Genomic DNA, 26,080 nt, shown 5'->3' on the forward strand with positions numbered 1-26,080 from the left:
GGAGCCTGTCCGGATCAGTCGACGATGAATCGATCGTCGTAGGTCCACTCCTCGGCCGTATCGGTGCTGTCGGAGGTGACGATGACCACAGAGCAGTCGTTTCGGCGCGAGACCTTCTTCAAGGTTGCCAGGATGGTGTCCCAGTCTCCGGGTTCCAGGCCTTCGGTCGGTTCGTCAGCAATCAGCACATCGCACTCGCAGCACAGGGCGCGGGCCACGGAGGCCAGACGGTAGTTCAGGCCGTCGAGGTCCTTGGCGGGCTTGGATTGAAGGTTGTCGGGGAAACCGACCCTGTCGAGCATGTGCCGGGCCAGGTTGTCCTTGGGGCCCAGGAAGGTCCTTCCGCTGGCGTCCATGGTGTAGACCAGGTTCTCCACAGCGGTCAGGTCGTCCCTTAGGGCGTCGGTGCCGAATATGACCCCGATCTGGTGTCCGCGGTAGTCCGAGGCCTCCAGCTGCCGCAGGTCGGTGCCTCGGAAGAGCACGTTGCCTTCGGTGGGTGCGCGGAGCCCGGTCATCAGGGCCATCAGGGCGGCCTGCTTGGCGGGTGACCTGGTCACGACTGAGTAGAGGCGGCGCATCTGGAAGTCGAGGTTCACGTCATCAAGGATCAGCTCGGTCTGCCCCTTGACCTTTCTGGTGAACTCCACATGCCTCAGGGAGAGTACGGGGTATCCGCCGGGTACCAGGACGGTCCCGTCCATCTGCCCGAGGAGGGGGTCTTCGGCCGTGTCCGTATCCTCGTCCCCGTCAGGGGCCTTTTGTTCGATGACCACATCAAAGGTCATCTCCTCCACGTCCTCTTCGGGCGCCCCGGCAGCCTCAGCGGCATCCGACTCTTCGCGGAGCATGTCCTCGTCCATCTCGTCCTGGTCGTCACGGTCCTGCTTCTGGTCGCTCATGCGCGCTCCTCCAGGTCGTTGGTGTACAGCTGTGAGGTCTTGAATGCGGCCACCCGCAGGGAGGCCACCAGGGCCATGACCGCACAGACGGCCATGCCGATCAGTGCCACCCGCCAGACCAGGCTGATGTCGGCTGCGACGGCCAGTTTGCCCAGGTCGAACCTTGCCTGGATCAGCGGCTTGCTGACCAGTGCTCCCAGCCCCAGGCCCAGTCCCAGACCGGGGATGGAGAGGAGGAGGGTCTCCAGGGCGAACTGCCATCCCAGGCGTGCCTTGTGGATGCCGATGGTCACGGCCATTCCGATTTCGTTCCTACGTGATTTCAGCATCAGGAACAGCGAGACCAGAAGAATCAGCCCGCCCAGTATCGAGACAAGGATGATGCCGGTCCTGGCCTGGTCGGCGGCCTGGTGCACGGGCTGGAGCTGCTTCTCGTACCGGTCCAGGCTGGGTGAGGATATGTCGTATTTGGACTCCTTGAGCCCGTTTTTACGCATGGCCTTGATGAACTCTCGGTAGTCCGAGGGGGAGGAGAGCACAAAGGCCACATGCAGGTCATGCCCTTCGGATCCGGGTTCGCTGGCCGTATCCAGCTCAAGATTGGCGAAGACCGGGTAACCGGTGTAGATGGTGTCGTATGCGGACTCGGGTACGGACCGCTTGCCGTAGGTGTAGATTCCACCCACCTTCACCTGGGTGGTCAGGTCGGTCTTGAAGGGGTTGGTCAGCGACACCTTGTCGCCCACCTTGGCCTTGTTGGCCCTGGCGGTCTTTTCGGATATCAGGATTGATTGCACACCGGAGTTGTCCTGGGAGGTGTAGTCGATTCCCTTGCCTTCGATTATCCGGAAGGTCCCGTAGGGCAGGCTGGGTTCGGCATCCTTGCTCGAAATTCCCAGGACCGAGAAGGTCCCCTTGGTGGTGAGTCCCTCGACGTCCACCCGCGAGGTTTCGGTGAAGTAGGCCTTGTACTGCAGGGTGGGCTGGAGTTGCTGTGCGTACTTGGAGTACTCCTCCCAGCCCAGGGGCTTGGCCTTGGAACCTTTTTTGGGGGTGATGACCGCATCGGCCGTCTGGGCCTCATAGCCGCTGGTCCTGGCCGTGCGGTCGATCTTGACCACGGTGGCTCCGACCAGGGTCAGGGCGGCCACAGCCAAGCAGGCCAGGAAAAAGACGAGGCTGCGGGCCAGATGCCGCCTGATGGTGAGCCAGGCGTTCTTGAGAACGAACATTGCACCCTTCCTGATTAGCACCCGGATGCGGTCGGGGCCGACCGCCCGGGGTTCGGGTCGGTCCCTCAGGTCAGGGCGGCCAGGGGTACCGATTCGCCGAATTCCAGTCTAGCGAAAGACGGTGCCAAGAGTAGGGAGTCAATCATGGAGAAAGCTGAATGTCTGCTGAACAAAGTCGGGCGCCCGCCCCTGGTTGGGAATCGCTTCCCGCAGGGGCCGGGCGCCCGGAAGATGGACGAAGGTCGGACCTGGGTCAGGCCTCCTGCTCGTCCGCGTGAGAGAATCTACGCACCTTCAGCGAGATGACCAGGGCGATGACAATCAGGACGATGGTGAACCAGATGCCATAGTGGGTCCCGTTGGTGAAGGCCGCGGCCTTGTCGGTGGTACTTGCGTGGGATTCACCAATGGCCAGGAGCGAAGTCGCCACAGCCGTCGCCACTGCACCAACGATCTGCTGCATGGTGTTGATGATGGTGCTGCCGTCGCCGGACTGGGCGCCGGTCAGGGAATTCAGGGCATAGGTCTGAGCCGGTGACATGGCCAGGGGGCAGCCGATCATCAGGATGACGTGGGCCGCCACCACGAAGAGGGCCGGGCTGTTCGGGGTGGCGAAGAGCAGCATGACGCCGCCGATCAGAGCCACGATGAAACCGACTCTGACGGGGATACGGGCGCCGAATCCGTCATAGAGCCTGCCTGCGAACGCCGAGACCAGGGCGTTGATGACCCCTCCGGGGAGCATCAGGATACCGGTCATGGCCACCGGCAGGAGGAGTCCGCGCTGGAGGAACTGGGGCAGGATGTACATGGACGAGAGGATGACCGCGAAGTCCAGCATGACCAGGGTTGCGCCATAGCGGAAGGCCGGGATGGAGAAGATGCGAACGTTCAGCACGGGGTTCTCCATGACCAGCTGGCGGCGCACATAGAGCACCAGGGCGATGATGGCCACAACCAGCACAGTCAGGGTGACAGGGGAGTTCCATCCGTACTCGCTGGCCAGGCTGACACCCGCCACGAGGCCGCCGAAGCCGATGATCGATTCCAGAATGGAGAGGAAGTCGGGCTTCTGCCTGGTGATGGTTCCCACGTTCTTCAGGAAGAAGATGGCGAAGATCAGGGCAACGACCAGGAAGGGGGTGAAGAGCCAGAAGACCCAGCGCCAGGAGAAGCTGCCCAGGACCAGGCCGGTCAGGGTGGGGCCAATGGCCGGAGCGAACATGATGACCAGGGCGCACATGCCCATGACCGTGCCCAGCTTGGCCGGGGGGAAGATCAGCATGGCCACCGTGAACATGAGCGGCAATATCAGACCCGTGCCGATACCCTGAATCAGCCTGCCGGCAAGGAGGATGCCGAAGTTGGGTGCCAAAGCGGAGATAACAGAGCCCACCAGGAAGGCGGCCAGCCCGAAGATTACGGTCTGCCGGGTCGTGAACCACTTGGAAATCAAGCTGGAGAAGGGCAGGACGATGCCGATCACCAGCATGTAGCCGGTGACCAGCCACTGGACCGTGGCACCGGGTATGTGCAGGCTCTCCATCAGGTTGGGCAGGGCGATGTTGAGCGAGGTCTCACTCAACATGCCCACGAATGCGCCTATCATCAAGGCGGCGATGGCAGGCCAGGGGTGGTCGACCTGGACCCTCGATTGTGTCGGGGCTACAGGCTTGGACGTTTCTTTCAATGTTCCTCTCCTTCTCAAAGCAAACAGGTTGTCATATTAGGGAGTGAAACGACTTTTCGTAAGTCGGCATGTCTGCTGAAGTCCCGGGCTTTTCCTGAGAGCGCGCGGGTAGGGCGATGAATCATGTCGCCGACGAACGGAGGAACTCCGTGACCTCTGACCGGTTCCTATCCGGCCAGGTAATTCCTCCACCCTCCATGGCGCTTCAGGAAGAGATTCGTCAGGAAGATGGAGGTTCCAAGAAGGGAGGCTCCCGCCAGCAGGGATCCGATGATGACCTTGGTTGGATTTCCCCCTGCCAGCGGCAGTTGGTAGGAGGACGCCACGATGATGAAGGTAGCATCGTTCGTGCTGTAATCGACATCGAACCACTTGGTACCCACGTGGTTCACATCCAGCTGGCTGGCGATGTGGGCCTTTCCCTGTGCACTCAGTCTGACCTGATAGGTCCCCGCCGCAGTGGCCCCCTCGCCCAGAACGGTACCGTCATCCTTCTGTACCTGCAGATCGCCTGAGGTCAGGGAGAGGTTGGCCGGGTAAACGGTGGTCCCATCGGTATCGTAGATGGTCACGGAGTACTTCCCGGTTTCGGGTTTCAGCATCTCCCCGGTCCTTGCTACGGACGAGCTTCCGGTGAGCTTCGCCGTGAGATGGTGTGTGACGTTGATGTTGGCATCGCCGATTAAAAGAGCACTGGTGCTCCCCCTGGGGTATCTGAATTGGACGTGCCAGGCACCCTCCCCGTTCAGCGTCTGCGACATGTTGCTGTGATCCGGGCTGCTATTGGACTGCACCACGCCTTGGGGATTGGTCAGGATGATATCGAGGTCGTCGAGGGTCAGGTGGTTTCCGTTCCCATCCGTGGCCGACATGAGGTTCTCATAGGGCGTCCACCTGGCTCCATAGGAGCTGTAGGAGTCACGGACCCTGATTCTGTCCGCGTTCAGATATACCTGGTAGTAGCCATTGAAGACGGACCGCCCGTTCATCTCCATGTCCCAGGCGAAGCGGAAGCTGCTTGTGCCATGTGGAACGGTGAATTTCCCGTCGGTCGGGGAGTATGAGACCCCGGTGGAAGACCACACGTTGTTGGGATTGATATCGATATGGTCCAGCTTCTGTCCGGCGACATCGGTTTCACCGAAGAGCTCACTAAGACTGATGCTGGGCTTGTTGGGTGCGAAGTAGATGGTGGCGTTCTCGGTATTGGCCGGCGAGGTGCCACTCAACCGGGCCGAGGGGAGAAGCAGTTCGGAGATGTTGTTGTAGTCGAAGGCGTGGTCGCCGATGCTGACGGGTTTGGTGGAATGCACCGAAGTGATCAGGTTGCCCACGAAGGCGAGTTGGCCGACGTTGGTCAGGTTGTCGGGGAATATGAGGTCCTTGGAATTCGCGCCCCCCATGATGCGGTTGTAGGCGAAGGCGGAATTGCCGATGGTCTGCAGTGCCGAGGTGGCCGGTAGATCCAACCTGCTGATGAGATTGCCGAAGAAGGCTCTGTCGGCGATGGTCTTCAGGTTTGGCGGAAGGGTGATGCTGTTCTGGATCCTGTCGTATATGAAGGCTTCCGTGCCGATGCTGGACAGGGAGTCCGCCCCGCTCATGTCCAGCTGAGACAGGTTCGATATGCTGCCGAAGGCGTTGTCGCCGATGGTCTCCACCTTTGGGGGTATCGCGACCGAGGTCAGGTGGGTGTTCCAGAAGGCGCTCTTCCCGATGCTGGTCAGGGAGGTGGCCTGGCTGAAGTCAACGGTGGAGAGTGCGGATGAATTGTTGGGGCTGTGGGAAAAGGCGTTGTCGCCGATGGTCTTTACCTTGCCGGGGATGGCTACCGAGGTCAGACCGGACCCGTAGAAGGCGTAGGTTCCGATGCTGGTCAGGGAGGTGGCCTGGCTGAGATCGAGGGTGTTGAGCCTGTTGGCGTGGGTGTCATTGTTGAGGAAGGCCGAGTTCCCGATGGTTTCCACCTTGCTGGGGATGGTGATTGAGGGGATGTCGCTGTATGCGAAGGCCTGTTCGCCGATGGTCTTCAGATTTGAGGACAGGTGGATGTCGGCGATCTTCGTGTTGTAGAAGGCTTCGGTCTTTATGGTCTCCACCGTGTCCGGCATGCAGAGATGGTTGATGACAAGGCTGCCGGGTTGATATATCAAGGCTTGTTCGCCGATGGAGGTCACCGTATAGGTGTTCCCGTTCTTGGTGAAGGTGCCGGGCAGCCGGACCTCGCCTCCGGCCGGGATCCACCCCCAGTTGGGAATGTACTTGCCGAGTTCGGCGGTTTTGTTGGCCTCGCTGGTGATGGTCCAGTTCCACTTATCGGGTTCGGCCGCGACGGTGCATCCACCGTCTCCGGAGGTCGTGGTCGTCTGGGCTTCCTGGCTCTGTACCTGGTTTCCCTGCTCCTGCCGAGGTTGTGGGTTCGGGGTCTGTCCTGATGTCTGGATCGGTGTTGACTGGTCCGGTTGCGCCTGTCCAGGTGATGGCTGACTCGAGGTCTGTGTCTGCTCAGATGTCTTCGTGCCGCCGACTTCGTCTGCCTGGGCGCTCTGCGGCACGCCCAGGAGCGTGAGTGTGCCCAGTAGACCGATGACCAGCAGATTCGTTATACAGGTCTTGGCGCGGGACGTAAAGTCCCCAGAAGACAGGGAACCACAACCTGTCCCTTTACCGCCCAACCTGTATGTCATCAGTCCTCATCTCACTACCCCTACACCCTGCTGCAGGCTCCGTGCGCACAAAGTGATCAGGGACTGCTTCCACCTTATAATACGAATCCCGAAAAAGAATCAAAAAAAGACGGAAAGTCCATAGATAGTCCGTAAGACCCAACACGTGGTTCCAACTTCCTTTCAGGCTCTCAGATTGCAATTAAGGGGCGGCAGGACATCCTGCCGCCCCTTAATTGCATGCCCTTCCGGGTTGGTCTACTCCCGGGGCCTCTTCAACTGTCGTTGCCTTGCCGCGGCAGCCGCCATGGTCAGCAACCCTACGACCAGCAGGAGGACGATGCCGATGCCGCCTGCGTTTGGGAGCCTGGCAGTGTGCTGGTAGGTGTAGGTGTTGGAGGTGTCGTCGGGTTGGGGGTACCCGGCGATGGTCCACTGGATGCGGGCGGTGGTCGATCCGGGTTCATGGGCAGGTGTGGTGATCTGCCAGGTGCCGTCGGGTTGTTGACGGATGTTGGTGCTGTCCTGCCCGTCGAAGGAGATTCGGGTGGGTACTCCGTCGGCTGGAATGGTGATGGGGGTTGCTTCGGTGAGGTCGGCGGATCCGGCTCTTGTGCCACCCTGGTGGTTGGTGTTCTGCCCGAATCCATAGGCCGTCCCGCTGGTTCCGATGGCCAGGCTGTGGTCACCTGCGGCGCTGATGGCGCGGGCGGTGAGTGCCTGATTGGGGGTATCAGGGTTCTTGGCCTGTGCGGGTTGCTGTGAAGCGCGCCCGTCGGCGAGCTGGCCGTGGGTGTTGTCGCCCCATCCGTAGACCACCTGATTGGTTCCGATGGCCAGGCTGTGGCTTCCCCCTGCCGCCAGCTGGGTGTAGGCGAACCCTTCGGGTGCGCCCTGGGGGAGCGGTACCTGGACGGGTACGGTCTGGTCTCCGCTCAAGGCAGGGGTGGTCTGTCCGCTGTTGTTGCGGCCCCAGGCCCAGGCGTGTCCGTCCTCGTCCAAGGCCAGGGCATGATAGGCACCTGCGCTGATCTGGGTGAAGACGGGGGCCTTGTCGGCTCCTACGGGTGTGGCAATAGGCCCGGGCAATAGTCCGTTTCCGCTGATTGCGCTGCCTTGACCGAGCCTGCCGTTGGAGTTGGAACCCCAACTGTATACCTGCCCGTCATTACCGAGTGCCAGGGCGAATCCGTCTCCAGCGCTGATGCGGGTGTACCGGAATTCGGGTGCGGTTCCGGTTGGGGTGGCGACTCGGACGGGCAGGGCGGAGGAGGTGCTGGTGCCGTCGCCGAGGCCGTTGGTGTTGGATCCCCAGGCGTAGGCGTTGCCATCAGAGCCGAGTGCCATGAGCTGCTGACCGCCGACTGCGACCTGCGTGTACCGGAATTCGGGTGCGGTTCCGGTTGGGGTGGCGACTCGGACGGGCAGGGCGGAGGAGGTGCTGGTGCCGTCGCCGAGGCCGTTGGTGTTGGATCCCCAGGCGTAGGCGTTGCCATCAGAGCCCAGGCCGATGCCCATGGATTCACCGGCCTGGACCTGGGTCCAGGTGAATCCGTTGCCTGCTCCGGTCGGAGTGGCGACTCTTACGGGGGTGGACCGGTCGGTGCGGGTCCCGTCGCCGAGCTGACCACTATCGTTGGATCCCCAGGCGTAGGCGTTGCCGTCTGAGCCGATGCCCAGTGAGTTTCGACTTCCTGCGCTGACCTGGGCCAGGCGCATGCCGCCTGGTGCGGGAGGGGTTAGGGTGACGGTCTCGCCGCCGGAGTCAATGCCGTGGTCCGGACTCAGCGTCCAGTGGCCGGGCTGGTGCCAGTGGGCGGTAAGGGTCATGTCCCGGTCGATGGGCTGGGTGAAGTCGTAAGCCGTATCTCCGTCAAACCATCCGTCGAACACATGGTCCGCTCGTGTGGGGTCGGTGGCAGGCCGTGCCGTGATCCCATCCTCGTCCACTGTGGCATCGGGAGGGACGGGTGTCCCTCCGCCGGTGTCGTAGGTGACGGTGTACCGGCTCGGGGCATAGGTGTAGTCCAGGTCGGTGTCGGGTTGTGGTTTGCCGTTCAGACTCCATCGGATAGTCAGGGGTACCCGACCGGGCCGGTGCTTCCTCGCTGGTGCAGTGACCTGCCAGGAATCGTCGGTTTGTGGGCTGGGGTTTCCGCCAGGTCGAGCCCCGAATGCGGTCGAGGTGACCTGCAAGGTGGGGAAAGTGGTCTTTCCGGGTGTGGATCGGGGCGTGTCGGTTCCTTCGCCGAGCTGGCCGTGGGTGTTGTCACCCCAGGTATGCAGGGTACCTGCCGAGTCGATGCCAAGGGTGTGGCTCATTCCCACGGCGGCCCGCTTCCATGTGAAGTTCGCCCGACCCGGGGTGGTGATGGCGACTGGCACGGTCCTGTCGGTATTGGTGCCGTCGCCGATCTGGCTGTTCGTATTGCTTCCCCAGGTGTAGAGAGCTCCAGTGGAGATGATGGCCTGCGAGGTCTGACCCCCGGCGGAGACTCTCAAGATAGTGGCACCGTTGGGCAGATCGGACTTGGTAGGCAGGGGGTTGTCGGCCTCTGCAGGGTATTTGCCGATTTGGCCGTGCCGGCCGGAGCCGAATGCGTACACGGCGGTGGTGTTGGCGGTGGTGTCGGTTGCGATGGCAAGCGTGTGGTTCTTGCCTGCGGCCAGATACAACCAGGTGAAGCTTGGGGGTGCACCGGTCGGGGTGCGTACAGGGGTGGGGGTGGCCGTGGCGGTGCCGGTCTTATTGTCTCCCAGCTGGCCGTAGGTGTCGTCGCCCCAGGCATACAGGGTGCCGTTGTTGGCTATGGCGAGGGAGTGATTGCCACCGGCCTGTATCTGGGTGTAGACCAGCCCGGGCGGCGTGCCCTCGGGCATTGGGCGTATTGCGGGTGTGCCTGTGGCGCTGCCGGCCGCTCCGCGTCCGAGCTGGCCGTAGGTGTCGTTGCCCCAGGTCCAGACGTGCCCGGTCGTGTCCAGGGCGATGGTGTGGTCGTCGCCGGCATTGATCTGAGTGAATCGTGTATCGCCAGTGGCGGCAAGGCCGGGCGTGGAATCATCTCCGCCGACCGTTCCGCGTCCGAGCTGTCCTTCTGAGTTGTCGCCCCAGGTCCAGATTCGTCCGGTGGTGTCGAGGGCTGCCGTGTGGTTCCTGCCTGCCGTCGCCTGGGTGAAGAGCACATCTGCAGGTGCGGCTGTGCCGGTGGGGAGGGTGCGTCCGGTGTGGGTGCCGTCGCCGATTTGGCCGTGCGTGTTGTCGCCCCACGCGTATACCTGTCCGTCGCTGGAAACGGACACGGAATGGGAGCCGCCTGCGTTGATGCCGGCCAGGCGTGCGCCTAATGCTCCGGAGGGGGCGGTGAGGGTTATGGCCGTGCCGCCGCCGGTGGGGCCGGATGCGGGTGACCGTGACCAGGAACCGGGACGGCTCCACTTGGCCGTCACAGTGGTGTCTTCTGAGATGGGCTGGGTGAAATCGTAGGCCGCTTCGCCCTGGAACCATCCGTCGAACTGGTAGCCGGCACGGGTCGGATTCGTGTCAGGCCGGATGGCCAGTCCCCACTCATCCACGGTCTGGACGATAACCGGGTCTCCATTGCCTGGGTCGAACCTGACCTGGTGTCTCAATGGCAGATATGTATAGGGCAGGATTTCCACACCCTGGTCTCGACCTGGCCGTGACCAGGGCACCCGTAGCTCCACCTGTCCCGGCGAGTGGGCAGGAGGACGCGCAATCCAGGAACCGTCCGTCTGCCGTGTCACCACGCCCTGGGCCGGTACTCCGTCGAAGGTGACGCCGGACAGGGTCAACGGCCACGGAAACCAAACGCTGGCCGATTCGTAAGTGCTGTCTTGTTGGGTGGGGCCGCGTCCGAGCTGGCCGCCTCCGTTGTAGCCGAAACTGTAAGTGGAGCCATCGGAACCGATGATCAGCGTGTGACTATTGCTGTTGGAAGCTGCGGTCCTGCGGTAGGAGAAACCGGCGGGTGCATCCCTGGGCGCAGGTATGCGGGTGGGCACAGGCACGCCCGGACTGTCATTGCCGGTGTTGGTGGGGATGCCCAGCTGCCCTTGATGGTTGCGGCCCCAGGCCCAGGTACCTGTGGGGGTGATAGCGAAGGAAGAGCGATTGTTCGAGGCGCTGATGTCGGTGACCCCGGACAGGTTATCGATACGCCCGGGTCTGCCGGCGGGGTGGGCGCTGTCGGGTGTGCGACCCAATTGGCCATACTCGTTGAGACCCCAGCTCAGGACGGTGCCGTCTGTGGCAATGGCCAAGGAGTAATCATCTCCTGAGCTGACGGCTGTGAACTTCAAATCACTGTTGACCGGAGCTGGGCCTGTGCCGTCGTGAAAGTCAGTACTTCCGATGCGTCCGGACCGTGCGTCTTGGTAGCCCCAGGTCCAGGCGGTCCCGTCGACGGACAGTGCTGTGGTGTGCCCGGTGCCGGCGCTGATGGCAACGAAGGTGGCTCCACGGGTCATTACCACTTTTCCCGGAGTTTTCCTTTCTTCTGCCTCGACGGCGTACCGTCCGAGCTGTTTCCAGCCGTTGTTTCCCCAGGTCCAGATGTTTCCGTCCTGGTCCAGGGCCACTGAAAATTCATAACCGGCGCTGATGGCAATGAACGATACGCCTGTCGGCACGGAGATTATGCCAGGTTTGTTGGCTGGGTTTGCATCGTTCGGTACACGGCCGAGCTGGCCGTAAATATTGTCTCCCCATGTCCAAACTCTGCCCTCGCTGTCCAGGGCCATGGCATGACTGCTGCCTGCGGATACTTGAGTGAATTTCACGCCTTCAGGCATGGGTACCTTCACCGGAACGTTACGTAATGTCGTGGTGCCGTCGCCCAGCTCGCCGTGGGTGTTGTCGCCCCAAGCGTATATGTTCTGGTCGCTTCCCAAGCCCAATGAGAACCAACCACCTGCTACTACTTGGCTGAAGGCGATACGGCTTGGTGGGTCAAGTCGTACATCATTGCCGCCTGTCCGGGGGCCTGAAGTGGGATGGGCTGACCACTGGCTGTTCCCATATGTCCACCGGGCTTTCAGCGTGGTGGGGCCGGTAACGGGGGTGATGAAGTCGTAGGCGACGTCGCCCTGGAACCATCCGTCAAAGGTCCACCCATCCTCGGAGGGATCACTTGGACGTTGGGCCACGTCACCGACTGCCACCTCCTGCTGGGGTATGGGGGCTCCGTGTTCGGATTGGAAAGTCACGGTGGTGGCGGTGCCGGTGTACGTGAACTGGTGGCCGGTCTCGTCGGGTTGGGCGATGCCGTCGATGGTGGATCGGATGATGAGGTCGACGGTGCCGATGCCTTGCCTGGGGGTGGAGGTGTACCACCCGTCAGCACGGCGGTACACTCCGGCTGCGTTGTTTCTGTCGCCGAATATGACGGTAGTGATCTCCCTGCTGGTGGGTCTCCAAACCATCACCGTCTTGAGGGAGTTTTTTGATGTGTTCTGTCCGAGCTCTCCGGAGGTTCCGTTTCCTGTACCGTAGGCGTTGCCGTCGGATCCGATTGCCAAGGTCCGGAAATCGCTCTGGTTTGAACCATTGGCTGCGAAGCCGATGTACTTGAATCCGGCGGGTGCCCCGTCGGGAGCGACCATGCGTGTTGGTGTGGCTGAGTCGGTGGTGGTGTTTGTGCCGAGCTGTCCTTGATTATTGCGTCCCCAGGCCCAGCTCCCGGTGCCGGAGGTGGCTGCGGAATATTGGTTTCCTGCGTGAATAACGCTGATGTCGGTCAGGTCGGGGACGGGGCCTGGCTGGGTGGACGGGTTGTCTGTTGTGGGCGCGCGTCCCAGCTGGCCGTAATCATTGCTTCCCCAGGTTTGGAGGGTGCCGCCCGCATCCAAAGCCATGGAGTGATCTCCGCCGGCGCTGATATCAGTGAATTTCAGATTGGTATTGACCGCTGCGGGTGATGTGCCGGTGTGACCGAGCCAGTCCCCGCCGTTTCCCCAGGTCCAGACGGTCCCGTCAGCTGCCAGGGCCATGGAGTGGTTTCTGCCCGCGCTGATGGCTGTGAACACGGTGCCTGCGGGTAGTTGTGCCTTACCGGGTATATCTGCGGGGTTGGAACTACTGTTGGGGCGTGCAAGTAGGCTGCCCCATGAAGGTCCCCAGGTCCAAACTTCGCCGTTCTGATCCAGGGCCACGGCATGTTTTTGACCGGCGCTGATGGAGGTGAACGTCACGCCTGTCGGCATGGGGACCATGCCGGGTCTATTGGCGGGATTGGCGGCATCGGGTCTCCGGCCCAGTTTTCCAAAATCGGCGTCACCCCAAGTCCATACCCTACCCTGACTGTCCAGGGCCATGGAAAACTGATAGCCTGCAGATACCTGAATGAACTTCACGCCCTCGGGCATGGGGACCATTAGCGGGACCATGGAGTAGGGTATGTCAGCGATGCCGAACTCGGAGTGACGGTTGGACCCCCATACGTATACGTTCCCGTCGCTGCCCACCGCCAGGGAGTGCGAATGGCCTGATGCGACCTGAGCAAACCGATTCTGATCCGTGGGCAAATTCACCTGGACGTCGGTGCCGCCCCTCCAGGGTCCCTCGGTCGGGCTGATGGACCATTTGCCCCATTTGGCAGTAAGAGCCGTGTCCTTCGTTACCGGCCGGGTGAAGTTGTAGGCGACGTCGCCCTGGAACCATCCGGCAAAGGTCCACCCAGGCCGGGTGGGATCGCTGAGAGGCCGGGTGGCGGTCCTTCTGTCGACGACCGTCTGGGCGGCAGGCATGCCTTGGGTGCCGGCCTCGGAGGTGAATGTAACGGTATGGCTGTCACCGGATCTGGCCGCCGGTTCACGGGATTTTGCGGTCGCCTGGTCTGAGTCCTCGCCTGACAGTGGATTGGGGGTCGCCAGCTGGGACGGTCCGGAATCGGATTGCGGGGTGGAAGTGGTTGACGATGGTGCCGGTTCAGCGGGCCGTGAGGCAGACGGTGTAGGGAGCGGTGATGAAGGCGTATCCGAGGGAGACAAGGTGGAACCCTTGCCGGGGTTCAGGGTCTGAAGACCTGTGTCTTCTCCTGTCCGGGACAGTACGGACTGGTCCGCCGACTGTGCGTCAGCCGGGTCGGAACCTGCCATCAGGCCAACCCCCATGGCGGCCAGGACGGCAAGCGCGCCTATGATCGGCCTGGCGATGTGCCTGGATACGCTGTTATTGTGCATAGCGAGAACTCCCCAATAATCCCGCCTCCTGCAGCTGGGAGATTATCGGTCTCCGCACTCGCCACCCCAATGACGAGTCAGCACAAAAGGCGGTCCCCCTCGTGATGAAACTTCCAAAGACCATATCATACGGCGGCAAGGAATCATATAGGTTTTCTTATCAATTCATCGGTGTGTCTCGCTTGGTAGACTCGGAACGTTGTCTGTGGGCTCTTGGAGAGACGAGAAGTCTTGCCCCTCTCCCCTAAGTAAGATGGTCAGCAGAGGAGGTCCTGGGTTTGGATTGGCATGCGGCGGTCTACGGGGGAAGGTCCGGCAGGGGTAACGATTCCGGGTTCTTCGACATAGGCGATGATGACGACTCAACCACATACGGCAGTCTGGACACCATAGCGGATTCCACCTTGCGCCGTCTGGGCGGGAGGGCCTACTTCCGCGCCCACGAGATTCTGGATGCCCACCGCATGACCGATTTGAAGGTCCGTGAGGAGGGCGATATCCTCACCCTCTCGGCCAGGATCAGTTCCACGTATGACCTGACCGACGACTACCTGGTGCAGACCCGACTTGACCAATCCGCCGGCGAGGTCATCGGCTCATCCTGCACCTGTCAGGCCTTTGGTCGGCAGGGTTCCGTATGCAAGCACGTGATTGCGTTGATAATGGCCTACAACGAGAACCCGGACCGATTCGACCTTATGACGGTCCAGGGCGCTCGCAGGACCGGCACCCGCAGAACCTCCCATGCCCTGGGTGCCTATATGCTCCGGGAGGACGGGAACATCAGGCGCTCCTATCGGGAAAGGCAGCTCAAGCTCCTTCGGGAGGTCGGTACTCGTGCCGAGGGGCAGGCCATTCCCGCCACTGACCAAAAGCGTCATCTGCCGATCGGGTCGGTGGGGCTCAGACCCGACCTGTCCGATTTGTCCGGCGGGTGGGAAATTCGACTCCATATCGGCATGGCCTCCAGGGGTGTCTCCTACTTGGTCAAGGACATCCCCGCCCTTCTTCGGGCCGTGGACCAGACCGAATTCGTTTCTTACGGTCGGCGCCTGGCCTTTGTGCATTCCCGGGACACCTTTGACCAGCGTTCGCTCTCCCTGCTTGGGCTGATTGAGCGGGCCGCAGCCATCCGCAGGAGCCTGGCCGCCCAGCAGGACCCGTTTGGCCGACACGTGTCCAGGTCGTCCCTCGGACGGATGACCCTTACCGACGACGAGGTGGCCCAGCTTCTCGAGCTCTACCTGGATTCCGATCTGACCCTGGACTACACGCCTTCCGAACGCTTCCTGCGTCAGACCTTGCCGGCTCGGGTGGTCGACGGGGACCCGGACCTGGGAATCCGCATCAGCTCCGACAGATCCGGTGATGCCGGTTCCGACGGTTATGTGATTGAGCACAAGGCATCGGTGGAACGGTTCATTCCAGGCCAGGCCGCCTCGTTCGTGGTGGTCAGGTCCGTCGCTTCCGGTGGGATTCAGGATGCCGCCCCCTTATTCCATAGGTGTTCCCCCGGCTTCATCAGGGACCGTGAGCTTATCGAGACCCTATGTGGGGGCCAGGAGGATTCCCGGCTCTACCTGGGTCGGGACGACCTTGAACTCTTCACCCGGACCGTACTGCCCGAGTTGGGTGGGCCAGGTGCCGAGCCCAGGCAGGGTCGCGGTGGGCTGCGCAGCCCTGCCCTGACCGCCAGCCTCCCACCTGAACTCGTGGAGTTGCGCCGTCCCCCATGCCAGATCGAGTTCTATCTGGACCGGGACCAGGAGGGGATCAGCTGCGATTTGGAGGCCAGGTACGGGGAGCATCGGTACCCTGTGTTCCAAGACCTTCCCACAACAGCCGATGCCTTGCGGGACCTGGACAGCGAGCGCCTGGCCAGGGAGGCGGTCCGTCAGTACTTCCCCGCTCCCCAGGAGGGCGTGGCCAGGATTCCGGAGTCTGACGAAAAGGCCGTCTATGCCTTCCTGACCCAGGGATTGCCTCTTCTGCGCGGCATGGGTCATGTCTTCTCCACCCCCGCCTTCGATGGCCTGACCGTAACCAGTCATACCCAGATAAGGGTGGGGGTCAGACTCAAGTCGGGTCTGGTTGAAATATCTCCCATCGCCAAGGAGATCGACCCGGACGAGGTGCCCGAGTTGCTGGCCCAGTACCGTAAACGTCGGCGATTCCACCGGTTGCGTAGCGGGGCCTTTGTGGATCTGACCACCCTGGATGCCGGCCAGGTCGATGCCGTGGCCTCGGACCTGGGCATTCCTGTTGCGACTCTGGATGCCGGACAGGTGCCGGTGCCTGCCTACCAGTCCTACTATCTGGATGACCAGGTGGGGGAGGACGAGCGGGACCAGGACTTCAGTTCCTATCTGGAGGGGCTCAAAGCCGTGGACCCCCAGGCCTACCGGGTGCCGGAGACCCTTCACGGGCAGCTCAGGCCCTACCAGATTGAGGGGTTCCGCTGGCTTAATACGGTGAGTGACAGGGGGTTCGGCGGCATTCTGGCCGACGAGATGGGTCTGGGCAAGACCGTGCAGATGCTCGCCTACCTGCTCTCCCGTCATGATCGGACACTCGGCGATTCCGAGGAGGTCCTGCCCTCCTTGATTGTCTGCCCTGCCTCCCTGGTCTATAACTGGGCTGCCGAAGCCAGTCGCTTCGCGCCCGAATTGAAGGTCGGTGTCCTGGCCGGGCGCAAGACCGACAGGCGTTCCATGCTTGAAGGCAGTGGCTCCTATGACCTCCTGATCACCTCCTATGACCTGCTCCGTCGTGACATCGAGGACTACCAGGGATCTTCCTTCGATACCCTGGTTCTGGACGAGGCCCAGTACATCAAGAACCACGCCACCAAGGCCTCCCGGGCCGTGCGAACCGTGGACTCTCGCCATCGATTTGCCCTGACGGGAACACCCGTGGAAAACCGGCTCTCCGAACTCTGGAGTATCTTCGACTTCCTCATGCCCGGAATCCTGGGGCCATACAGCCACTTCCGCGACAGGTTCGAGATGCCCATCCTGAGTGGTGACCAGGACGCCCAGGCCAGACTCCAGGCCCTGGTCGGTCCTTTCATTCTTCGCCGGCTCAAGTCCCAGGTCCTGACCGACCTGCCGGAGAAGATCGAGAATGTCATCACCGTCCCCTTGGAGGGGCGCCAACGCAAGCTCTATGCCGCTCTCGAACAGGAACTCCGCTCCACCCTGAACCGCGAGAAGGACCGGGAGTACGAGACCGGGAAGATTCAGGTTCTGGCCCAGCTGACCAGGTTGAGACAGGTCTGTTGTGATCCGAGACTGGTCTATGAAGCCCTGCCGGAGGGCGGGACCCAGTCCGAAACCGACCGGCATGGTCAGTCGGCCAAGCTCGATGCCATCGAGGACCTGGTCCTCTCCTGCCAGGACGCTGGCCGGAAGATGCTGATCTTCTCCCAGTTCACCTCGTATTTGGACCTGATCGCCCAACGCCTGCGTGGTCTGGGCGTGGGGTACGACATGATAACCGGCGCCACTTCCAAGAAGCAGCGCCTGGAATTGGTCGATCGGTTCAATCAGGATCAGACCCCCGTCTTCCTGATTTCCCTGAAGGCCGGCAACACGGGCCTCAATCTGACCGGGGCCTGTGTGGTGGTTCACGCCGACCCCTGGTGGAACGCCGCCGCCCAGGAGCAGGCCAACGACCGTGCCCACCGGATTGGACAGGTTCAGGACGTCAATGTGTATCAGATTGTGGCCAAGGACACGATTGAGGAGCGGATTCTTGGTCTCCAACACACCAAGAGCGATCTGGCCTCCCGGTTCGTCGATTCCGCAGCGGTCACCGGCGCCTCCGATATCGGCCGTCTGAGTCGCAAGGACCTCCTTGCCCTCCTGGGCTGACCCGGACTGTAGGTCTGCCGGGAAGGTGGCGGTATCTCCCCGGTTGTGCAGGAGTACCCTGTTCCGGCTACGCTTAATGGTCTGATGCTATCCGGCGGTTGCGCCGCATAGGGTTGACGGGTGCCTTACCGGTACCTGCCGGGCTGGTCGTTGTTGACCGCCCGGGTTACGGGGGTGGCTGCACTCCGCGCGTTCGATTACGAGAAACGATGAGGTCAGGCATGATGAGCGGCATTGAGATGTTCGGTTCGGAGTTTCTGGGAACGGCCGTCATGATGGCCATCGCCTGCATGGTCTCGGCCAGCAGGTCACTGCCCAAGAGCGCCGCCTTCAGGAGCGACTGGATCAACGCGGCCCTGGGCTGGGGGCTTGCCGTCTATGTCGGTGTCTATGTGGGCTGGCGGACCGGAGGCCACCTCAACCCTTCGATCACCCTGGCAAGGGTGGTCAACCATTGGTTCAATCCGGGCGCCACCCTGAACGGGATGCCCATGGGGAAGGGCGGCATACCTGTCACGGCCGCCAATGTCGGTATCTTCATCCTGGCCCAGTTCCTGGGTGCCTTTGTGGGATGCTGTATCGGATACCTGGCCACCCGCAAGCACTTCGACCTGCACACCGACCCTGATGTGAAACTCACGGTCTTCTGCACCAAGCCGGGCATCAGGTCGAATTTCTGGAATGTCGTATCCGAGATTGTCGGTACGGCCGTCCTGGTCACCTGGGTCTTTGTCAATGGCGGAACGCCCACCCAGGTCGGCCCGCTCGGGGTCGCCCTGGTCATTACGGTTCTGGTTCTGGCCCTAGGTGGCATCTCCGGTGCCGCCTTGAATCCCGCCCGTGACTTCTCCGCCCGGGTGGCGTATGCGCTCCTGCCCATGGCCGACAAGCGGGACGCGGACTGGGGGTACGCCTGGGTTCCCTTTGTAGGCCCCTGCATCGGTGCAGTGATTGGTGTGGTTCTTCCCGGCCTCTTCGGATTGGCCTCCTGACCCTCCGACCCTGCCGAGTTCCCGGGGATTATCCGGAGCGTGGGGCGGGGCTGAGTTTCCGGGAACCGGCGATGCCCCGGAAGGTTTGGTCTTCCGGGGCATCGGTATGAGGCAGCGAATCAGTAGCTGGTTGAGGTGGGGCCTTCGAAACGCACTGTCAGGCCGCGGCCATGGTGGAGGAACATCTCGGCGCCGTGGCGGTCCAGGTCGCGGTGGGTGAAGAGCATGCGGATGGCGAAGGCCGTCTGCACGTCGTCAGGCAGATCCAGGAAGGCCTTGTGGGCATCCCACCCGTCGGCCGCCACCGCTTCGTCCGGCACGTAGGCGTAACCATAACCATCCTCGTCCACATATCCCAGGAAGGGGAGGTCCCATGCCTGGTGATAGCTCAGCTGGTCCTTGTAGTCCTCGACTTGCTTCAAGGCCTCATCGCTGATCCCGAACTTTTTGGCCACCTCGTTGGCCTTGGCCGTCTTTGATGCAGCGTCCTTTGCAAACATGGACGTATCGACGACGATGAGTGTATCTTCTGCCATGACTGACCTTTCTGATTGGTCCGCCTGCACGGGGTCAAGCAGATGTCATGGCCGTGCAGTGCCATGACAAGTGGCTGGCCATCAATTTCTGACGACCCGCCTGGATGCAACAGTGCTTCCATTTCTTACGTTATCAAATTCCGGGGCGGAAAGTGGGATGGTGGGCGAGGAAATGTCGCGGTCGAAAACCACGCGACAATTGGGATTGCCTCAGGTTGACATACGAAGTGGTCGCAGGTTCTGTCTGTCAGGGTCTGAGGATGTTGGTGCGGGAGATATAGACCGCCCCGGCGCGAGGGTATTCCCCTGTCAGCTCGGGTATGGTGACCGGGCGGTATCCCTTCCTGCGCAGGTCATCCAGCAGACCGGGCAGGGCCTGTGCGGTGTGGGGCTGGATGTCGTGCATGAGGACGATGGAGCCAGGCTGGAGTTCGGCCTTGATCTTTCCTGTGATCGAGCCGGGGGAGGCGCCACGGGCCCAGTCGTAGGAGTCCGCGTTGTACGAGGCGATGGCCGCCCCGAGATGATTGCCGATGTATGACCTGCTGGCCTCGTCCACCCTGCCATGGGGAGGTCTGACCATCGTGACGGCCCGCTTGGCCGCATTCTGGATTACCTGACCGGACTGTGCAATCTGCAGTTCTTCCTGATGCCTGGCCATGATGTCGGGGAGGTCCTGGTGGCTCCAGGTGTGGTTGCCGACCGGGTACCCTTTTTGGGTCATCCGCTCCAGGATCCTGGTGGTCCGAGGGCCGACCTTTTGCGCTATGGGGAAGAAGGTCGCGGGTGACTGGCTGTCGATCAGGTCATCAAGTATCTGGTTGGTGAGCTTCGTGTCGGGTCCATCGTCGAAGGTCAGGGCAAGGCAGGACTGCCGGGCGCAGTCGATGCCCTTGCGGTTGTTCCCGGCCTGAACCAGGCGGTCGGCATCTCTGTAGAGGGTCTCTTCCAAGGTCCTGGCGCTGTATGGGTCCGTCTGATTCTCCGCGACCTTCAGGTCCTCCACCAGGGTCAATCGGTCGGCATTGTTCCGGCCGACCAGGGCCTTGGAGTCCTCGGCGAACTCGGCCATGCCGGGCATGATTGCCCTGAGCCGGTCCAGGTCGTCCGCCCGGGGAGGCAGGCGGGTATCCAGCTTGTGCAGGTCGACGATGGCCCGCTCGGATTTAGCTGTCAGACCGCTCAGGGTATCGGCCATCCTGTGCCGGTGGCTGGGCATCTGCCGGGCCGTGCATCCGTCCTGGCCGAACGCGCCCGTCTGCATGGCCTGTTTGCGGTCCCTGCCTTCCTGAAGCCGTATCCTGTCCAGGATCTTCTGTGTGGATGCCGGTGGCTGGGCCCCGCCCTGACCTGCTTCCATGGCATCCAGGAGCCTGTTCAGGTGGGCATCACTGATTCTCCAGGCGTTACCCCATTCCATGCACCTGGAGATGCTCGATCTGTAGCGGTTGTAAACGGGTCTGTAGGCGGCCAGCCCGGAGACCAGGGCAAGCGGGACCAGCAGGACCACAGACAGGGCAACCTTCTTCGATCGTCGGAGTTTGTGCCCCCGGGTGTCCGAGGTGCCTGCGCCTTCAGCCATACTTGAACCTTGTGATAGAGAGACGCCATCTCTCCTCTGCAAGGATGGCGTCTCTGGTCGGGTTAGGTGCCCGGGAGCCGATCCGGCCCCCGGGCGGTCGAATCACTGGGCGATGAATCCGCCGTCGACCACGAACTCGGAGCCCAGGGCGAACTTGGACTCATCCGCGGCCAGGTAGACGCAGATCTCGCCGATGTCGCGGGGTTCGCCGATGTGCCCCAGGGGGGTCAGCTTGCTCATACGATCCTCAAGGTCCTGGCTGATCAACGGTGTCTTGATGAAGCCGGGGTGGACCGAGTTGATTCGGACCTTATAGTCGTTGTTGGCCGAGTCCAGGGCCGCCGACTTGGTCAGGATCCTGGTGCCGCCCTTGCTGGCGTTGTAGGCACCGGCCCCGCTCAGGCCCACGAATCCCTCGATGGAGGAGATGTTGATGATGGAGCCGCCGCGGCCCTTCATCACCCGCATGCCGTGCTTGGTGCCTAGGAAGGTGCCGTTCAGATTGATGTCGATGACCTTCTTCCAGTCCTCGTACTTCTCCTGATCCAGAGTGGCACCGCTGCCGCCGATGCCTGCATTGTTGACCACGGTGGTCAGCTCGCCGAGTTCGGCCTGGACCTTGTCGATGGCCTCGATCCACTGGTCTTCGTCGGTCACGTCCAGGGGGGTGAACATGACCTGGTCATGGTACTTGTCCATGAATTCCCTGGATGCGTCGCTCTCCTTGATGTCGGTCAGGGCCACCTTGGCTCCCTCCCGTACGAAGCACTCAGCCACACCCAGTCCGATTCCGCCGGTTCCGCCGGTGATGATGGCAACCTTGCCATTGAGACGATCAGTCATACTACTCTCCTTTGATAGAACGAACTGACGGTCCTAAGTGTACAGAAAGATGGTCGGGCCTGCACGGATAGATTCGTGCGGGTCCCGCCGTGGTCCCCATAGGGTGTGAGGATGGAAACGGCTCGCTGGGGAGAAGAGGAAAGAGAGGATTCGATGGCTGTCAATACCGGTCGGCGCAATGTGCGCGAACGTCTGGCCACCTTCGGGTTCTTCATCTTCATGGGGACGGGAACCTCTGCCTGGTTCTCCCGTCTGCCTTCGGTCAAGGAGATACTGGGGTTGCAGCCCTCCTCCCTGGCTTTGATGACCATCCTTGGCGGGTGCGGCGCCCTGGTGGGCATGGTGGTTTCCGGCGTTCTGACCAACCGCCTGGGTGTGCGTCGTGCCATGCTTCTGGGTGCTTCTACCTGGTGCCTGGGCATGCTGGTGGCCTCGTTTGCCATTTGGCGGCTCTCGCTGCCTGGCGTGGTCTTGGGACTTCTCTTCAATTCGGCGGGAATCAGTCTCTGGGGAACGGTCAACACCGTCGAGGCCGGAGCCGTTGAGCGCAACGCCGAGCACTCGGTCATGGCCAGGTTCCATGCCTCCTACAGCCTCGGCATGTTCCTGGCCTTGGGGTTGGGTTCTCTGATTTCCCACCTGGGCATACCGGTCGAGGTCCACCTGGCGGCTAATGCTCTGGTGACCCTGGGTCTGATGGCCTGCTGTCTTTTTATTTGCCCGGCCGATCCCCAGGGCGATGACACCGGCCCCGTCGAAGGTTCAGGTGCTGATTGCGCCGGCGACGACCGCAGCCCCATGCGCAAGCAGATGGCGGCCTGGGGGGACTCCCTGGTGCTGATGCTGGCACTGATCAATGTGGCCCTGGAGGCCAGCGAAGGTGCCGTCAATGACTGGAGCAGCATCGGATTGGTCGATTCCTTCAGCGCGCCGGAATCCATGGCCAACCTGGCTCCAACGGTCTTTGCGGCCGCGATGATCGTCTCCAGGATGCTGGGTCCCTGGGTTGTCGAGCGTCTGGGCAACACGGTCAGTCTCTATCTGACCCTTGTGGTTTCGGCTCTGGGCATCCTGGTCTACTCCCTTTCGCCGGTCCTGGTGGTCTCCCTCGTGGGGACCTGCATCTGGGGCATCGGTGCGGCCCTGGGCGTCCCCATCGTCACCACCCTGGCTACACGGGACCCGTCCATGGCGGCCCAACGGGCCTCGGTCATCTCGACCGCCTATTACGGGGTTTCCTGGATCATCCCGCCCGCCATCGGCTTCCTGGCCGACCATACCGGTGTCCGGCCCGCCCTCCTGCCCCTGGCGCTGGTCCTGGTTCTGGTCACCCTGCTGGTCAGGCCGGTCAGCAGAAAAGGCTGACCGCCTGTTGTCGAGACGGCCTTATGCTGCGTGAAGGTTGTCCGGGCTGATGATGATGCCCTTGCCTATGAGGTTTTCCAGGCACTCCTCCAGATAGGCCTCATCGTGCTCCGGATAGATTGGCGAGGTGAGTCGGATGGCCTCCAGATGTTCATAGGGGTCGCAGTGCCTGCCGCGATAGAGGGGATCGCGCCAGTCCGGATCCGGATGATGCCCCCTGGTCGCCATCTCATCCATGACCAGGATGTGGAATTGATAGAGCTTGTATGGCGAGTGGGAGAAGACGTAATCCACGGTGGCATGCCTGCGGCCCCAGCCGAGCCCCCTGAGGGCGGTGATTTCCCTATGCTGCCCCAGGAGCTGTTGCCGAGGCAGTGCCCCAATCAGGTCCTGATGCCACAGCCGCATACCTGCCCCCGATCCTGGACCGTCACTCCTCGTGGTTTCCCAAGCATAGTCTTCAACCGCGGCTGGTGGTCTCTCTTTTCGTGAAGGCGATGGTGACGGCAGCCAGAAGGAAGGAGAGTGCGGATCCGGCCAGGACCGCCACAAGGGCCATGCTGATGTGACTTGTGCCGGAGTAAGCAAGGTCGGCGATCAGGAAGGACATTGTGAACCCAATCCCGCACAACTGGGCCACTGCGCCCAGGTCAACCGTACGGATTCCGGAGGGGAGCCTCAGTCCCAGCCGCGAGCAGACCAGAACCACGGACATGATCCCCAATGGTTTGCCTAATGCCAACCCGATGGTAATCCCCAGGAAAATGGGACTCGTCAACCAGGTGGGGCTGAAGTCGCGCAGAGGTATTCCCATGGATAAGAAGGCGAACAAGGGCAGTGCCAGCAGCGCGGATAGGGGGGTGAGATTCCTGCTCAGGCTCTCCGCTCTCGATTCCTTGCCCTGAAGCGAAGGCCTGCCCGGGGTGAGCAGCCCGAGAGCCACGCCTGACAGGACCGGATGAATCCCTGCACGAAGAAACCCGTACCAGGCGCCCAGGGCGGCGAGTAGGGCGATTGGGCGGAGGGCTCGCCTCATCCGCATAAGCAGATACCAGCCGCCCAGACAGAGCATGGCGGGAAGCAGCATCCAGGGCTGAGAAAGGTGTGAATAGCCTACGGCAATCAGCAGTACGCCGATGATGTCGTCGAATACGGCCAGGGTCATGAGGAATGACTGGCGTCCTGCACCGGTGCCGGGGGCGAGTATCCGCAGGGCCGTCAGGGAGAAGGCCACATCTGTTGCAGTCGGTATGGCCCAGCCCCGTAGTCCTGTGGGGTCGGAGTGGTTGATGGCCCAGTATATGCCAATGGGGGCGATCACCCCTCCGATTGCCGCAAGCATCGGGGTCAGGGCCTGGCGTGGGTTGCGCAGTGTTCCCGTCGACATCTCCTGCCGGAGGTCCAGGCCGATGACCAGAAAGAACAGGGTCAACATGCCGTCCTGCACCCATTCTTTGACGGTCAGGTCCAGACCCGGTATGAGGTGGTCCAGGGCATGCAGGGGAACCCATGTGGAAATCGCCTGATAGGTATCGAGAGTGGCCGGTAAGTTGGCCCCAACAAGTCCCAGGATGGCAGCCGATACCATGAGCAAGGCGGTGCTGCGGTCGTTCTGGGCGGTGTTGCATAGGTGCAGCCAGGTTTTGGTGACGAGGTGTCGAATAGGCTTGAGTGGGTTGGTCTGGCGCGCAAACATACGGTCGTTGGTCCTTCTGAGAGATGTATGTTGTCTGTTTCGCCGACCAGTCTTCCCGGCATGAATCCTATTGGGGACTCCCGATAGGCAGAATACCAGGGAGCCTGAATACAGGAGTTCCGGCAGGGGCGGGGGGGGGGGGGGGTAACGTGCGCGGTAAGGGGAAACCGTTGGAGTGGGGTTGGCTGAGCCTATATGCCGTCGAGAGGGAGTGTCAGGCAGCGCGTTCGGCCTGGTAGTTGCTACCCCAATCGCGCATGGCTTCGATGACCGGCCTGAGACTTTTTCCTGTTTCCGTCAGGGAGTACTCCACGCGCGGAGGAACTTCCGGGTATACCTTGCGATGTACCAGGCCATCGCGCTCCATCTGGCGCAGATTTGCGGTGAGCACCTTCTGCGAGACGCTGCCCAGGGAGCGGCGCAGCTCTCCAAAACGTAGTGTCCCGCCCAGCAGATCCCGCAATATCAGGACCTTCCACTTATCGGAAATCAGCAACAGTGTCGTTTCGACGGGACACGCCGGTAGTTCATCCTGCATCAGAGGAATCTCCATTCCAGAACACCATGAAATTCCACAAACGTTCCCTTTTGGTAACTATGGAACTTCTTTATGCCTACTATCTTCTTCATCCGTATGGTAATAGGGTACATCACGACAAGGAAAACGGAGTGACCTCCAAAAAGTTGAACGAAAGGACACATGATGAAGATTGCAGTAGTTGCGGCAAATGGTAAGGCGGGCCGGCTCATTGTCGAAGAGGCAGTGAAGCGCGGCCATGAAGTGACGGCGGTGGTGCGCAGCGACAACAAGACCGATGCTCAGCACGCCATCATCAAGGATCTGTTCGACCTGACGGCGGCCGACCTTGCCGGATTCGATGTGGTGGTGGATGCGGCGGGAGCCTGGACCCCGGATACCCTGCATTACATCGCCGATGCGGCCAAGCATCTGGCTGACCTGTTGTCGGGAACGGATACCCGGTTGCTTGTGGTCGGTGGCGCCGGGAGCCTCTTCGTCAACAAGGACCACACCTTGGCCCTTGAGGATACCCCGGACTTCCTCGATGCGCACAAGCCGGTCTCCAGTGCCCATGGCAAGGCCTTGGCCCACCTGCGCACCCGTTCCGATGTGCGCTGGACCTATGTCAGCCCGGCCGCCGACTTCCAAGCCGAGGGTGAGCGTACCGGCTCCTACGGGCTGGCCGGGGAGGAGCTGACCACCAATGCGGAGGGTCAGAGCTTCATCAGCTATGCCGACTATGCAATCGCCATGGTGGACGAGGCCGAATCCGGCAAGCATGTCGGTGAGCGTATTTCCGTTTACGCCAAGTAATCGTCGTGCGGAAAGCCCGAATCGGGCCTGCTCTGCCAGGGGGGATTGAACAGGCCCGTTACGGACAGCCGGTGAAAAGCCTGGCGCATAGACCGATAGCGTCATGAATGACAACGGGGCCGCACTCCTGCAATTCGATTCACCCGAAAGGCAGGAGTGCGGCCCGGTGTT

At 61.8% G+C, this 26,080-nt stretch carries 15 protein-coding genes; 4 read left to right on the plus strand and 11 right to left on the minus strand.

Annotated features, from left to right (window positions below; translation table 11 throughout):
- Positions 1-14 precede the first annotated feature (14 nt).
- The 5 genes from bcor_RS07160 to bcor_RS00855 form a co-directional block, all read right to left on the minus strand.
- On the minus strand, positions 15-902 hold the full coding sequence (locus bcor_RS07160; RefSeq protein WP_051875570.1) for an ATP-binding cassette domain-containing protein: 888 nt from the start codon (positions 900-902) through the stop codon (positions 15-17).
- The gene (locus bcor_RS00840; RefSeq protein ID WP_033491319.1) at positions 899-2,134 is read right to left on the minus strand and encodes an FtsX-like permease family protein; all 1,236 of its coding nucleotides are present in this window, start codon (positions 2,132-2,134) and stop codon (positions 899-901) included. The genes bcor_RS07160 and bcor_RS00840 overlap by 4 nt, the downstream gene beginning before the upstream one ends.
- Before the next feature lie 253 nt (positions 2,135-2,387).
- Positions 2,388-3,824, minus strand: a complete 1,437-nt coding sequence (locus bcor_RS00845; RefSeq protein WP_033498146.1) for a DHA2 family efflux MFS transporter permease subunit — start codon at positions 3,822-3,824, stop codon at positions 2,388-2,390.
- A gap of 167 nt (positions 3,825-3,991) precedes the next feature.
- Positions 3,992-6,511 carry a leucine-rich repeat protein gene (locus bcor_RS00850; protein WP_033498148.1) on the minus strand — a complete coding sequence of 840 codons (2,520 nt, stop codon included), beginning with the start codon at positions 6,509-6,511 and terminating at the stop codon, positions 3,992-3,994.
- 237 nt (positions 6,512-6,748) lie between these two features.
- A complete protein-coding gene (locus bcor_RS00855) occupies positions 6,749-13,690 on the minus strand; it encodes an RCC1 domain-containing protein (RefSeq protein ID WP_038459065.1) in 6,942 nt (2,313 codons plus the stop codon).
- Between the two features lie 278 nt (positions 13,691-13,968).
- Here bcor_RS00855 and bcor_RS00860 point away from each other — a divergent pair, with 278 nt between their 5' ends.
- Together bcor_RS00860 and bcor_RS00865 are read left to right on the plus strand one after the other, a co-directional pair.
- Complete coding sequence (locus tag bcor_RS00860) at positions 13,969-17,562, plus strand: DEAD/DEAH box helicase (RefSeq protein WP_033498152.1); 3,594 nt, start codon at positions 13,969-13,971, stop codon at positions 17,560-17,562.
- Between the two features lie 221 nt (positions 17,563-17,783).
- Positions 17,784-18,554 (plus strand): MIP/aquaporin family protein, encoded by a 771-nt coding sequence (locus bcor_RS00865; RefSeq protein WP_081870296.1) that lies wholly within the window; start codon positions 17,784-17,786, stop codon positions 18,552-18,554.
- A gap of 119 nt (positions 18,555-18,673) precedes the next feature.
- Here the strand turns inward: bcor_RS00865 and bcor_RS00870 are convergent, their stop codons facing one another.
- The 3 genes from bcor_RS00870 to bcor_RS00880 all read right to left on the minus strand — a co-directional run bounded on the left by bcor_RS00870 (position 18,674) and on the right by bcor_RS00880 (position 21,515).
- The gene (locus tag bcor_RS00870) at positions 18,674-19,090 is read right to left on the minus strand and encodes a hypothetical protein (protein ID WP_033498156.1); all 417 of its coding nucleotides are present in this window, start codon (positions 19,088-19,090) and stop codon (positions 18,674-18,676) included.
- Between the two features lie 247 nt (positions 19,091-19,337).
- Positions 19,338-20,672: a polysaccharide deacetylase family protein gene (locus bcor_RS07165; protein WP_051875571.1), complete on the minus strand. Its 1,335-nt coding sequence runs from the start codon at positions 20,670-20,672 to the stop codon at positions 19,338-19,340.
- Between the two features lie 102 nt (positions 20,673-20,774).
- A complete protein-coding gene (locus bcor_RS00880; protein WP_033491331.1) occupies positions 20,775-21,515 on the minus strand; it encodes an SDR family oxidoreductase in 741 nt (246 codons plus the stop codon).
- 153 nt (positions 21,516-21,668) lie between these two features.
- Between bcor_RS00880 and bcor_RS00885 the strand changes: the two genes are divergently transcribed.
- Positions 21,669-22,880, plus strand: a complete 1,212-nt coding sequence (locus bcor_RS00885; RefSeq protein ID WP_033498158.1) for an MFS transporter — start codon at positions 21,669-21,671, stop codon at positions 22,878-22,880.
- Positions 22,881-22,901: 21 nt separating this feature from the next.
- Here bcor_RS00885 and bcor_RS00890 read toward each other — a convergent pair whose 3' ends face one another.
- The 3 genes from bcor_RS00890 to bcor_RS00900 form a co-directional block, all read right to left on the minus strand.
- Positions 22,902-23,288 (minus strand): TIGR02328 family protein, encoded by a 387-nt coding sequence (locus bcor_RS00890; RefSeq protein WP_033498159.1) that lies wholly within the window; start codon positions 23,286-23,288, stop codon positions 22,902-22,904.
- Positions 23,289-23,340: 52 nt separating this feature from the next.
- Positions 23,341-24,576 carry a Na+/H+ antiporter NhaA gene (locus bcor_RS00895; protein WP_051875572.1) on the minus strand — a complete coding sequence of 412 codons (1,236 nt, stop codon included), beginning with the start codon at positions 24,574-24,576 and terminating at the stop codon, positions 23,341-23,343.
- A gap of 214 nt (positions 24,577-24,790) precedes the next feature.
- Entirely contained in the window at positions 24,791-25,114 is a 324-nt protein-coding gene (locus bcor_RS00900; RefSeq protein ID WP_033498171.1) for a winged helix-turn-helix transcriptional regulator, read from the minus strand.
- 165 nt (positions 25,115-25,279) lie between these two features.
- On the opposite strand from bcor_RS00900, the gene bcor_RS00905 reads away from it, so the two are divergent.
- Entirely contained in the window at positions 25,280-25,909 is a 630-nt protein-coding gene (locus bcor_RS00905; protein ID WP_033498239.1) for an NAD(P)-dependent oxidoreductase, read from the plus strand.
- Positions 25,910-26,080: the final 171 nt, after the last annotated feature.

Source organism: Bifidobacterium coryneforme (assembly GCF_000737865.1).
GTDB lineage: Bacteria > Actinomycetota > Actinomycetes > Actinomycetales > Bifidobacteriaceae > Bombiscardovia > Bombiscardovia coryneformis.

Excerpts from the sequence above, each read along its gene's own strand:
- bcor_RS07160 (WP_051875570.1), bottom strand. The coding sequence starts at position 902 with ATGAGCGACCAGAAGCAGGACCGTGACGACCAGGACGAGATGGACGAG.
- bcor_RS00840 (WP_033491319.1), bottom strand. The coding sequence starts at position 2,134 with ATGTTCGTTCTCAAGAACGCCTGGCTCACCATCAGGCGGCATCTGGCC.
- bcor_RS00850 (WP_033498148.1), bottom strand. The coding sequence starts at position 6,511 with ATGACATACAGGTTGGGCGGTAAAGGGACAGGTTGTGGTTCCCTGTCT.
- bcor_RS00855 (WP_038459065.1), bottom strand. The coding sequence starts at position 13,690 with ATGCACAATAACAGCGTATCCAGGCACATCGCCAGGCCGATCATAGGC.
- bcor_RS00865 (WP_081870296.1), top strand. The coding sequence starts at position 17,784 with ATGATGAGCGGCATTGAGATGTTCGGTTCGGAGTTTCTGGGAACGGCC.
- bcor_RS00870 (WP_033498156.1), bottom strand. The coding sequence starts at position 19,090 with ATGGCAGAAGATACACTCATCGTCGTCGATACGTCCATGTTTGCAAAG.
- bcor_RS07165 (WP_051875571.1), bottom strand. The coding sequence starts at position 20,672 with ATGGCTGAAGGCGCAGGCACCTCGGACACCCGGGGGCACAAACTCCGA.
- bcor_RS00880 (WP_033491331.1), bottom strand. The coding sequence starts at position 21,515 with ATGACTGATCGTCTCAATGGCAAGGTTGCCATCATCACCGGCGGAACC.
- bcor_RS00885 (WP_033498158.1), top strand. The coding sequence starts at position 21,669 with ATGGCTGTCAATACCGGTCGGCGCAATGTGCGCGAACGTCTGGCCACC.
- bcor_RS00890 (WP_033498159.1), bottom strand. The coding sequence starts at position 23,288 with ATGCGGCTGTGGCATCAGGACCTGATTGGGGCACTGCCTCGGCAACAG.
- bcor_RS00895 (WP_051875572.1), bottom strand. The coding sequence starts at position 24,576 with ATGTTTGCGCGCCAGACCAACCCACTCAAGCCTATTCGACACCTCGTC.
- bcor_RS00900 (WP_033498171.1), bottom strand. The coding sequence starts at position 25,114 with ATGCAGGATGAACTACCGGCGTGTCCCGTCGAAACGACACTGTTGCTG.
- bcor_RS00905 (WP_033498239.1), top strand. The coding sequence starts at position 25,280 with ATGAAGATTGCAGTAGTTGCGGCAAATGGTAAGGCGGGCCGGCTCATT.